Source organism: Agriterribacter sp. (assembly GCF_035445465.1).
Classification (GTDB): domain Bacteria; phylum Bacteroidota; class Bacteroidia; order Chitinophagales; family Chitinophagaceae; genus Agriterribacter.
Map to the genome: position 1 here is coordinate 1 of NZ_DAOMQT010000084.1, position 11635 is coordinate 11635.

11 protein-coding genes and 1 tRNA gene are annotated in these 11635 nt (G+C 44.3%); 3 read left to right on the forward strand and 9 right to left on the reverse strand.

Features of this window, described 5'->3' with window-relative positions; genetic code table 11:
• Positions 1 to 572, forward strand: a 572-nt coding sequence (msrB, locus tag PLE34_RS20680; protein ID WP_324560162.1) for a peptide-methionine (R)-S-oxide reductase MsrB, incomplete at its 5' end; no start/stop codon positions are given.
• A 155-nt stretch (positions 573 to 727) separates the two neighbouring features.
• On the opposite strand, the gene PLE34_RS20685 is transcribed toward msrB, so the two are convergent.
• The 5 genes from PLE34_RS20685 to obgE form a co-directional block, all read right to left on the reverse strand.
• Positions 728 to 5197 carry a PKD domain-containing protein gene (locus PLE34_RS20685; RefSeq protein WP_324560164.1) on the reverse strand — a complete coding sequence of 1490 codons (4470 nt, stop codon included), beginning with the start codon at positions 5195 to 5197 and terminating at the stop codon, positions 728 to 730.
• A 185-nt stretch (positions 5198 to 5382) separates the two neighbouring features.
• Positions 5383 to 5685, reverse strand: a complete 303-nt coding sequence (locus PLE34_RS20690) for an eCIS core domain-containing protein (RefSeq protein WP_324560166.1) — start codon at positions 5683 to 5685, stop codon at positions 5383 to 5385.
• 5 nt (positions 5686 to 5690) lie between these two features.
• Positions 5691 to 6158, reverse strand: a complete 468-nt coding sequence (gene bcp / locus PLE34_RS20695) for a thioredoxin-dependent thiol peroxidase (protein WP_324560168.1) — start codon at positions 6156 to 6158, stop codon at positions 5691 to 5693.
• 164 nt (positions 6159 to 6322) lie between these two features.
• Entirely contained in the window at positions 6323 to 7042 is a 720-nt protein-coding gene (locus PLE34_RS20700; RefSeq protein WP_324560170.1) for a ferredoxin--NADP reductase, read from the reverse strand.
• 209 nt (positions 7043 to 7251) lie between these two features.
• On the reverse strand, positions 7252 to 8256 hold the full coding sequence (gene obgE / locus PLE34_RS20705) for a GTPase ObgE (RefSeq protein WP_324560172.1): 1005 nt from the start codon (positions 8254 to 8256) through the stop codon (positions 7252 to 7254).
• 234 nt (positions 8257 to 8490) lie between these two features.
• Between obgE and PLE34_RS20710 the strand changes: the two genes are divergently transcribed.
• A complete protein-coding gene (locus PLE34_RS20710; protein ID WP_324560175.1) occupies positions 8491 to 9348 on the forward strand; it encodes an OmpA family protein in 858 nt (285 codons plus the stop codon).
• 206 nt (positions 9349 to 9554) lie between these two features.
• Here the strand turns inward: PLE34_RS20710 and PLE34_RS20715 are convergent, their stop codons facing one another.
• The 3 genes from PLE34_RS20715 to PLE34_RS20725 all read right to left on the reverse strand — a co-directional run bounded on the left by PLE34_RS20715 (position 9555) and on the right by PLE34_RS20725 (position 10853).
• Positions 9555 to 9842: a hypothetical protein gene (locus PLE34_RS20715; RefSeq protein WP_324560177.1), complete on the reverse strand. Its 288-nt coding sequence runs from the start codon at positions 9840 to 9842 to the stop codon at positions 9555 to 9557.
• On the reverse strand, positions 9817 to 10440 hold the full coding sequence (locus PLE34_RS20720) for a hypothetical protein (RefSeq protein WP_324560179.1): 624 nt from the start codon (positions 10438 to 10440) through the stop codon (positions 9817 to 9819). The genes PLE34_RS20715 and PLE34_RS20720 overlap by 26 nt, the downstream gene beginning before the upstream one ends.
• Before the next feature lie 89 nt (positions 10441 to 10529).
• Positions 10530 to 10853 carry a hypothetical protein gene (locus PLE34_RS20725; RefSeq protein ID WP_324560181.1) on the reverse strand — a complete coding sequence of 108 codons (324 nt, stop codon included), beginning with the start codon at positions 10851 to 10853 and terminating at the stop codon, positions 10530 to 10532.
• A gap of 312 nt (positions 10854 to 11165) precedes the next feature.
• On the opposite strand from PLE34_RS20725, the gene PLE34_RS20730 reads away from it, so the two are divergent.
• Positions 11166 to 11540: a helix-turn-helix domain-containing protein gene (locus PLE34_RS20730; protein ID WP_324560183.1), complete on the forward strand. Its 375-nt coding sequence runs from the start codon at positions 11166 to 11168 to the stop codon at positions 11538 to 11540.
• Positions 11541 to 11562: 22 nt separating this feature from the next.
• Here PLE34_RS20730 and PLE34_RS20735 read toward each other — a convergent pair.
• Positions 11563 to 11635, reverse strand: a tRNA-Thr gene (locus tag PLE34_RS20735).

Here is an 11635-nt window from a genome sequence, read left to right on the forward strand (position 1 = left end):
TCTTTAAACCTCTTCTTATCGTATTAATAGCTCCCATGATCTTTTGCCAGTGTAGCTTTTCACAACCACCTCAAAAAAAATCATCAGCACATATGGATAATACAAATAATAAAAATAAAGTATACTCCCGCACCGACAAATCTAAGGTTAACCTTAGTGATGCGGAGTGGAAAGATGTTTTACCCGAAGACGTATATTATATAGCCCGGAAAAAGGGAACGGAAAGGCCGTGGAGCAGCAAGTATGAAAAGTTTAGTGAAGTGGGAACCTATTACTGTGCGGCCTGCGGCAACGCTTTATTCAGAAGCGATACCAAATTTGAAAGCGGCTGCGGCTGGCCCAGCTTTTACGAGCCTGTTACCAAAGGCAGCATCATTTATGCGCCCGATCATACCGCGGGTATGGAAAGAACAGAAGTAATGTGCGGACGGTGTAAAGGGCACCTGGGACACGTGTTTGAAGATGGTCCCCCGCCAACGGGCCTGAGATATTGCATTAACGGTGTAGTACTTGATTTTGAAAAAGCAGCCGCGGCCGAAAAAAAATATAATGCGGAAAACAAAGCAGGCTGACGGCTGAATGGAGATCATAATACATACTACCTAAGCACACTATAATATTTTGCTGCGAAGTTGCTAAAAATAAAACGGGAAGATCAGGGCTTTGAGTCTTAGTAGTACATTTTCTATACCGGCTCTTTTGAGACAGCCCCGCTATGTATGCGGCTTTACCTGATCATGGTCACCGTGCCTTTTCTGGTAAATATTCCGCCTGATTCGCATTCCATTTCTGCAAAGTACACAAAGCTCCCTGTGGGCAACAGTTCCCCGTTGAATGTGCCGTCCCATCCCAGGCTTCGGTCGGCTGCTATGTAATTCCTTCTTTCAAACACTTTTTTTCCATAGCGGTTATAAATTACCAGGTGCTTTACATAGGAAATGCCAAGAATGGTAAACACATCATTCCTGCCATCGCCGTTAGGCGTAAAGGCATTGGGTATATGCACTTTACTTTCTTCGCATTGCATTTTAAGGATCATACCATCGGATGCCGTACAGCCATGCGCGTTGGTTACCGTAATATGATATTCGGTAGTGGCCAGCGCTTTACTCACCGGCGCAGGACAGTTACCGCAACTAAGATATTGATCCGGGGTCCATTTCCATGATACAATATCGGGAGTGCCGTCTGCCTGCAACTGCACAGGTGTTCCGGCAAGCACTTCCACATCGCGGCCGGCTGATACGGATGGGAGGTCATAAACACTCACCACTATATCTGCTGTGTCAGAAAAACAGCCGTATTGATCACCACCGGTTATTGTATATACAGTGGTGGCAACGGGCTGTGCTACGGGATCAGCAATATGTATGCTGCTTAACCCGTTTGTGTTCCTGATCCACTGGTAAACGGTAGTGCCGCTAACATGGAGCTGTACCTGCTTACCATAGCATATACCTGTATCCGGCTGAACTTTCAGTTGCTCCGGCTGAACCACTGTTACGGCTGCAGATCCTGTTGCGCTGCAGCCCAGGTCGTCTTTCGCCACTACATTATAGGTAGTGGTAAGACCGGGCTTTACCGTTGGGTTGGGTAGGTTCATGTGGTTGATGCCGTTAGCGGCTTCCCATGTATAACTTACCCCGCCTGGTGTACTGGCAGACAACTGCAGGCTTTCCCCCAGGCATATACGGGTTTGGGTGGGCGTAACCGTTAGCTTTGGTGCTGGCCGTACCTGTATCCTGTCTCCGGCATTTGCCGCGCCCGTGCAGCCGCCGGCGTCTGTTATAAGTAACTGTGGCATATAAATGCCTGCGCTGTTATAGGTGTGGCTTATGCTGCTGTCGCCTGAAATCATCACGTTGCCATCGCCAAAATCCCAGGCATAGCTGCTGATGCCCGGGCCCGCAGCCTTTAACGAAGCCTGCTGCCCAAGGCAGATTTCGGGCGGTCCTGCTTTTAAAGAAGCTTCCGGCCGGCTGATGATGATAGTGTCTTTAAACGTTTTCTCCAACCCGTTGTAACCATAGCCCATCAGCTTTATCTCATATGTACCGGGCTCTTTATATGCGTGCCGGGGATAAGAGACGTTTTCCAGCAGCGGGCTCCCATCGCCAAAATCCCAAACTATTTTGGTATAATCATAAGACGTATTTTCAAAGCTGGCCACCACCGGGGCGCATTGGGTATTGGTTACAAAGGATTGTGTAAAGCGGAATGCCGTATTAAAATATCGCACCACAAGTGTTTGGGTGGCATAAGAGGTGCAGCCGCTCACCGCATCGGTGGCTGTAAGCTGTATGGCATAGGTGCCGGGCTGCGTGTAGGTGTGCGATTCGTAATAGCTGTTGCCGGGTGCGCTTCCATCGCCAAAATCCCATTGGTACTGCACGTTGTCTGCACCATAAGTATTGGTGCTGTTGTAAAAGATAATATTGGTATTTAAAGGAACATTATTGCCCTGCGCCAGGCTAAACGCTGCCTTTGGCCCGTTTACGCTTACTGCTTTTCCGTAAGATGCCGTACTGCTGCTGCAGCCGCCCGCATCGGTGATCGTAAGCTTTACATAGTAGTTGCCCGGATTTTCGTATTGATGCTGTACCAGCCCTCCCGATGTTTTTGTAAGTGTTTGCCCGTCGCCAAAATCCCAGTGCCAACTTGTTATGGTATTGTTCTCAGCAATGGAAGCATCTTTTAAGATCACTTCAGCCGTAGTAAAGCACAGCCCGTCTTTAACTACATCAAAAGCCGGCAAAGCACCTTTGAATTTTACAGGAACAGCATTGCTGGTATCCGCGCATCCGAAGTAATAAGAAGTTGTTATTACGCGTAATTGATTGTCTTTAGTCTGAGCGGAGCTTATGCTGCCCCTTACTGGCCGCCAATCATTGCTACTGTAATCAAAATAAGAGCTGCCCTCAAATGGCTCCCCGTTGGCATATTCCCATTTTTCGATATAATAGAGGTTGTTAAAGTTAGCCATATAAGGATTCTGCTCCATATTGGAAATGCTGAAGTTGATAAATGTGTTGGTACAGGCTTCCCCCGGAGCAAGCGCAAGCACCGGCTTTTGCTTCAGCAATACTGCAATCGTAATGGAATCGCGAACGGAACATTGCCCGTTGGAAGTAGTGAGAACAACTTTATAGCTTCCTGTTTTGGTATACTCATGCTCAACAACAGGCTCTTCTGAAGCCAAAGTTTGTGTTTTGCCATCGCCGAAATCCCATTTCCATGAAGTGGCTCCTTCTGAAGCCTGTGTAAATTTAACGAGGCCCCGTGTGCCCTCGCAGCTTAATGTGTAACCGGTTATTTTGGGAAAAGGCGGTTTTATGGTTACATAATTCTTTTTTTCAATCTCATCACTGCAATTGCCATTGTATGCCGTTAGCTTTACGCCATAAGTGCCTTCCTTGTTATACTGTACTGTTCTGCCGCCATTGTTGCCATAATACAAATCATTATACTCGCCTTCAAAGCTCCACACTAAGTACGAAAAGTTTGTGCCGGTATAGCTGTATGTTACAGGCGTGTTACCGCAAATATCCACACCCGCAATAGCTTTGAAATCGGCTTTAGGCTTACTGTATACAGAAAAGTCGATGGAATTGGAAACACCCTTACAACCATTTTTGGTAACATATTCAAGGCGAACATTAAAATTACCGGGCTTCGTATACTCATGCACCGGTTCCGGATCAGTGGAAGTGGCTCCATCGCCGAAATGCCACTTATAATCAATGATCTCTTCGGTAGCGGTTCCCGCAGCCATCTGCACTTTTACATAACCGCAATACCAGTTATCACTGCCGGAACTAAGCTTGTTATAAATATTTACATAGGGTTTGCTGATCGTTACATATTGCCCGGTGCCACTGCTGCACCCGTATATATTGCTTACGGTAAGGTTTACAAAATATGAATTATCGCCTGTATAGGTATGCGATGGCGCCTGCGCTGCTGAACCGGGATGATAATAACCGTAATAGTCAAAATCCCATTCCCATTTTACAGCACCTTCGGTATTATCCTTAAACTTTACCACGGAAGGCGCACCACATAAACTTTGTATATCGGCGGCAAACCCGGTGGGCCTGGGAACAGGGCGTACATGCACCGTGGCGGTAGCAACGTCCTGGCAGTCGCCAAATGTGTTCACCAGCTTTATGGTTTGCTTTCCCGTATCGGCAAATGTATATTCCAGACTGTTATACCAGCTATATACAGGCTGGTCGTTGATATACCAGTTGGAGGAAGAAGGATTTGGCGTGCTGGTGCTGTTAACAACCACCCGCTGACCTTCACATATCAGCGCGGGGGTATTAAAAGCGGCCTTATAGCTGGCTACGTTCAGGTAGTCGCTTTGCGTAGTGGTTATGCTGCATCCTTCTTCATTCTTTACAGTAAGGCTTACCGTGTAAATCCCTTTTTTGTTGAAGGAATAAGATGGATTTTTTACAGAAGACGTGTTCCCGTCTCCAAAATCCCAGATATAGCTTAATGTGCCCGGGCCCGAGCTGATACTGGTAAACTGCACTGCATCCGACGGTGTGCAGAGCACCCGTTTATCGGAAGTAAATGACGCATGCATAGCAGGAAGTATTTCTGCTACCTCATCTTTTTCTATTGTGCTATAACAGCCGTAACTATTGGTAACAGTAAGGCTTACAGAAGGTTTTTGAACCGCCATATATGTATGAGATATGGTATTGCCATATCCTTCCTCCGTGCTGCCATCGCCAAAGTCCCAATAGTAGCGACTGAGCGATCCGCTGCCTGGCTTGGAACTGCTGGTAAAGGTTATGCCGGCAGGTATACAATCTTTGGTGGCGGAAACCGAAAAATCTGCCACAGGCTTTTGATACCCGGTAATTTGCCGGGTATATGTGCTGGTTTTGCCTTCATCTGTAACAGTAAGGGTTACCGTATATTCTTTTTCTTCTGTATATATAGCGGCCGGATCCCTGAGCTCACTTGTGTTGCCATTACCAAAATTCCACAGGTAGGCGGCATTGGCCGAGGCGCCCGAACTGGCATTGCTGAACTGAACAGTAAAAGGAGGGCAGCCGCCTTCTTTATCTGCATTAAAAAAAGCGTTTAATTGCGCTATCCCTGCTGTATGAAATACAAAGCAGCACAGGGACGGCAACAGGATGCGCCATAAAGAAAGAAGGCAATGTTTGGGTTGAGGGGTCATTCGGTATTTAGCAAGGTCTTGACTTACCAAGATAAATAAATTTGCCAAGTCCTATATCGAAACCGGGAAAAAATATTGGGAAAGTTGACATATAGTACATTATATGCCGGTTATAATAACTGTTTAAAGCGGTATAAATTGTAGCGTGATATAAAGGCTGTGGAACCAGGCACAATAAGCGCCCTTTAGATTATTTCCTTTTCCGCCATACGGGCTTCTACCTCATATTTGTTATTGTAGTACCCCTTTTTCAGGGTTTCAAGCGTATACCTGGCTATAAATGAAATGAAGCCGTAACGTTTAAACTGTTCCACATGCTTCAGCTCATGCTTTACCCAGCGGGTATCGTGCAAAAATTCCTGTGCGGTAGCATTATACAGGTGAATGGTTTTACCCAGGGTAAAAGCCACATTATCTACGCCCAGCCATCCTGCGGCCAGCTTTGCCTTCCATGATTTTTCTTTGATCTTAATATCTGAAACATCCATAAGCGCTATTGCTGTTCCAGGGATTTTATTATCTCTTCAGCATGTTGTTTATTTTTCGGCCGGAAGAATATTTTCCTGATCACCCCTTTTTCGTCAATAACAAAAGTAGTGCGGTGCAGTCCCATATACTTCCTTCCATATAACTGTTTTTCACCCCATACGCCGTATTTGTCAATGATCTTATGACCGGGGTCGGCCAGCAGATCAAAGGGAAGCGCATATTTTGCTTCAAATTTCTGATGCGATTTTTCATCATCCGGGCTCACGCCAAGTATTTCAAATCCCTTTTGCTTTAATAACGAAAAATTATCCCTCAAATTACAGGCTTGTACAGTACAGGTGGGCGTATCATCCTGCGGATAAAAATACAATACCAGCTTTTTCCCTTTATAATCCGATAAGGTAATTTTTTCTCCTTTCTGATTCTTTCCCGAAAAGGCAGGAGCCTTATCGCCTTCTTTTAACGTAATCATATTAATGTGAAAATATGGAAAATGTGGAAATGTGAAGAATTTGAAAATACGGGAGGATGGGCGCAAGGTTGTGAATTGTGAGTAGTAAGCCTACCCGGTAGCTGATACTGCAAATCAGAAGCGTAATGCAATCTCAAATTTTAAATCTCAAATCTCAAATAACATTATCCATACAATTCCTGGTGAATGGCTTTACGGTCGTAGCCCATAGCCAAAATCCTTTGCTTGGCTTCATCAATCATATTCTTCCAGCCGCAAAGAAAAAATTGTGCCGGCGGCATGCTTTGAGCAAGCGCTTCATATATGGCATGTACATAACCGGTTTTGCCTTCCCATTCCTGCCTTGATAGGGTAGGATAATAATGGAAATCAGGCACTTTTTCTTCCAGCTCCCGCATCTCGTCATAATACAGCAGGTTGCATTTTTCGCGGCAGCCAAATATGAGGTGAATATGTTTGTGGGGAACATTATGCAGGTTAATATAATTAACCATGCTGCGAAAAGGTGCAATACCTGTGCCGGTGCAGATCAGGAAAAGATCTTTTTCAACAGGCTGTGGCAGTGTAAACACACCGAGGGGACCGCGCAACGTAAATTCGGAACCTTCTTTTATTTCATTAAAAATATAATTGGTGCCTGCGCCGCCTTCCAGCAATACGATCACCAGCTCAAACACATTGCTGCCATCGGGCCAGGATGCAATAGAGTAGCTGCGCCATCTTCTGGCAGGCTTTTCATGTATGGGTAAATCAAGCGTTACGAACTGCCCGGGAGTAAAATCAAATTGAGCCGTATCCTGAACTTCAATCCAGTACCTGCGGGTTAAAGGAGCTTCTTCCCCGATACGGGTAACAATACCTTTACGCCAGGGTAGTAAAGCCATATACAGAATTTTTCAGAATGACCAATCGCTTACAGGAAAATACGCTTATAAAGATAAGGGATGCGGGCTGGATAATGCAACAAAAAAGCGAAACCCGGGGGCTTCGCAGTAAATGCCGGAAATGGCAGGCAATCGTAGGTTATAATTAAATAAAAGTAATCGCTTTTTGCAGCAGTAATATTAAGGCATTTTTGCTATTGTTAAGTTATTTACTGGTCATTTTTTTTATTTAAGATTTGCCATAACAGGTCTTTTAGTTCAACCAAACCCTTATGGTTAAGCGATGAAATAAAAAGATGCGGGACATCGGGGGGCAACTCTTTGCTGATGGCTGCTTTTAATTCATCGTCCAGCATATCACTTTTACTGACAGCAATAATAAATTCCTTGTGCAGAAGCTCCGGATTATATTGTTCCAACTCATTTACCAGTATATCAAATTCTTTATGATGGTCTTTGCTGTCGGCCGGAATAAGGAACAGCAGCACGGGGTTGCGTTCAATATGACGAAGAAAACGATGTCCCAAACCTTTGCCTTCCGCAGCCCCTTCAATAATACCGGGAAGATCGGCTATACAAAAGCTTTTGTTTTCGCGGTAGGCTACTATGCCCAAGTTGGGATTAATAGTAGTAAAAGCATAATCGGCGATCTTTGGTTTGGCGGCGGTGATAGCCGATAGTAAGGTGGATTTGCCTGCGTTGGGAAAACCTACCAGGCCTACATCCGCCAGCACCTTTAGCTCCAGCACCTTCCAGGCTTCCTGTCCGGGTTCGCCCGGCTGGGCATATTCCGGCGTCTGGTTGGTGGCCGTGGCAAAATTGGTATTGCCCAGGCCTCCGCGTCCGCCCTTTATCCATATTACTTCCTGCCCGTCTTCCATTATTTCGGCTTCCTTTTCATGCGTTTCTTCATCAAAGGCAACTGTTCCCAATGGCACTTCTATAATAACATCCTTTCCCATTCTGCCCGTACAGTTGTTACCGCTGCCGCCTTCACCATTTTCGGCCAGCACATTTTTAAAATACCGCAAATGCAAAAGAGTCCATAAGTTTTTATTGCCCCTGAGCATAATATGCCCCCCCCGGCCGCCATCGCCACCGTCGGGACCTGCCTGCGGGTTGTATTTGGTGCGCATAAAATGCTTACTGCCGGCGCCGCCATGCCCGCTACGGCAAAATATCCTGATCTGATCAACAAAATTCGATTTTTCCATACCGCACTTTGGCCAAAGATATAACCTGGGCGGCATTATTGGGTTACAAGTTGCAGAGTGCAAAGTGGGTTACAGGTTGCAGGTTACAGGTTTCAGGGTGTGCAGGGGAGCAGGTACCCGCAATTCAAAATCACTTACAACAAATTATTTGTTTATTTTTGAGCGGCTATCATTATCATTACATTAACTGCAACTATGCCTGTGTGTTAGTTGTAAACCAAAAATCCATTTAATATGAAGCATCTCCTGCCCGCTTTTATTACATTATTTGTATTTGCCGGGCTTACCTCCTGTGTATCCAAGAAAAAGTTTACAGAAGCAACCAATGCCATCAGTGTTTTGCAGCAAGACAGCCTTCGTTTTGAAAACGACCTGGCTATCCTTCGTAAAAACCTGCGGGAAAGTAACCAGCTATATGAAGATTTAAAAAAACAACTCAGCGATGTGGCCTCTGCTAAAAGCTTAAAAGAGCAGGAACTGGATAAGGCCCGCCAGTTGCTGAGCAACACAGAACAGCAGTTGAGCAGCACCCAGGAACAACTGAGCAGCACAGCACTTACGATTGAAGAACAGCAAAAGCGCCTGGAAGCGCTGCAAAAACTGATAGATCAGCAGCGCAGCGTAGTGGAAAACCTGCGCAACACGATTAATAAGGCATTAGGACAATACAAAGCCGAAGACCTTGATGTTTTTGTAAAGGATGGAAAAGTATATGTGTCATTGCAGGAAAAGCTGCTCTTTAAATCGGGGAGTGCGGTAGTAGGTAAAGAAGGGCAGGAAGCACTGGGCAAAATAGCTCAGGTACTCAATACCGATCCTAAGATACAGATTGTAGTGGAAGGGCATACCGACAGTATTCCTATCCGCAGAACTTTTGAAGATAACTGGGCACTAAGCACAGCCAGGGCGGTATCTATCGTGCGCATCCTCACAAAAGATTACCAGGTAGATCCGGCCAGGGTGGTGGCATCGGGCCATAGCTACTTCGATCCGCGCGATACCAATGCCACACCGGAAGGAAGGGCGCTGAACCGCAGAACAGAAATCATCCTTTCGCCCAACTTAGATGAGCTGTACAGGCTGATGGAATAATTATTAATTCATTCGCAAAAATTCATAAAAACGGCACATATAAACATGCGCCGTTTTTATTTTGATAATGCTGTCCCAAACCTTAGGAGTATTGAATGTAACTTCTTTTGCCTCTCAAATCTGCAGATACATTCACGCGTATCACCTACGATAAGTGATATCAGGAATCTCGCTAAAGCATAGGGCTTTTTTCCCCGAACATGTTTTCAGGTTTCATTGCTCATTTTTAAAAACAACAGGTAATTGGCCTTGATCAACTGTGCCAGCAGTTCATAAAAATGGATAACGTTTGCCCGTTTCACTTCATTCCAGTCATTTATTTCCGCACTGCCTAATGCCAGCTTAAGCATTTCCCAAAGCCGTTCCTGCGCGCTGCCTGAGCCATACATATCAAAAAATTCACAGATGGCTTTTTGCGCGTTTTCAACGGACTCTTTAGAGCAATACCAAAATTCTTCTGCCGGATGATTATTGATGTACTCGGTGTTCAGCATATCGGGATGGCTTTAGATGATTTAATAGTTTCTTCTTCTTAGCAATCATATAAGCAAGATTGAGTAAAGATTCCATGCATTGATAAACCAGCACAAGGTTGCCCTTGTAAACCGTTTTTTTTCCTTCATAAGTAATAACAGCATCCAACAGGTCCAATAGCTCAATCCTTGAATATTCGTGCGAAAATGCATTACAAAAAGCCCTGACAGCCAGTTGCGGGTCAGCCTTTTCCCGGTCGCTTAATAATGTTAGCTGATGGAATGCGTTAATTATTCTCCCTGTTTCTTTTTTTGAGTTCTTTCTCTTTTTAGCTTTTTGTTGCCGCTTTCTATTCTCATTAATAATATAGAAAGCCTCGGTGATCCGTAAAAGCTCACGGCAAAAATCCATCATATCCTCCCTCACTTTTCCTTCATCATAGGCGCTCTGGTCATTTGCCAAAGCCAGTTGTTGCCAAAAAGTTATCTCTTTCCGAAAGTCGTTGGGGTGAAAAGCATCAAATATGGCTGTGAGGCACAGGAAAGGGTCGTCAACCGCTTTGTTTAAAAAGTGATAGGACTTATGGTATCTTTCATTTATGCTATTATCTTTTTTCACTGTTTAACAGTTACTGCTGAAAAATGGATAGCGATTTTTCCACCGGAAAAAATAGTTCGCTGTAAATATTTGCCCTGTACGCAAATGGTTCAGGTATGCTCTTTTTGACCCGGAGAAGTATTCTTCCTGTTTTTTTCTTTTCTCTTATGCTTGTTATTGATAAGCCATGCAGCTTCTATCAGCATTTCCGTATGGGTATAAAAGAAAAGCATATCCGATGCCGTTTCATGTACCGTATGTTCCCGTGCATAGCTCATTACGCATCTTTCATACAGCTCCCATAAATAATTCCTGCAATCATCCAGCGTAAAGCTGCTGAAGAAAGATTCCAAAGCATCCTTAGGGTTATCTATATTGCTGGATTGCATCCTTGATGGCCGGCTTGTTAATAACCTGTATTCTTTATTTGTCATGCAAAGAGGTTATGGATGATAAGATCAATCCAAATGATTGAAACAGCGCCCGATTGCCTGATTTCGTCTGCATCCAGAATGCCCCATAGTTTATGAAATAATAAACATATCGTCTCAGCAAGGTTATAAGACCGCGCTATCGTAAAACTCCAACCTTGCAATAAGTGTGGGAATGGTAATTTCTGTATAATTTCCTGATTCGTTTTTCATATATTTGGTAGCGTTACCGGTGAAGCCTTGATTTGTTATCTAAGATACATCAGGTATTTTGTTATTTCAAATAAAATTTGGAATTTTTTTTAAGAAAATCGAATGGCAGGGAGTTATCTACATAAAAATCTAAGGTTTTTACGTAAAAAAAATAAATGGAAACAGTCTGAAATGAAAGACAGGTGCGGCATTTCGCCAAATACCTGGTCTAATTATGAAAATAATGTAAGCCGGCCCGGACTGGAAAAGGTAATAGAATTATCCAAGATATTTGGAGTTAATATTGATGATCTATTGCTCACCGATTTGGAAAACGGCTCTTTAAAGGATGTGCTTAATAGCGGAGACAAGCCGCAAAGCATATTAAACGAAGAAGATAGTCTTGCCGCATGGGTAATACTAGGACAATTAAAACAGATAGATGAAAAGATAGACCAGTTGCTTTCTGCTCAAAACAAACCAGACAAGCAGGACTAAAATAATACCGGGGGTTTATCAGAGCCAACTATCGGATTCGAACCGACGACCCTTTCATTACGAATGAAATGCTCTACCAGCTGAGCTAAGTTGGC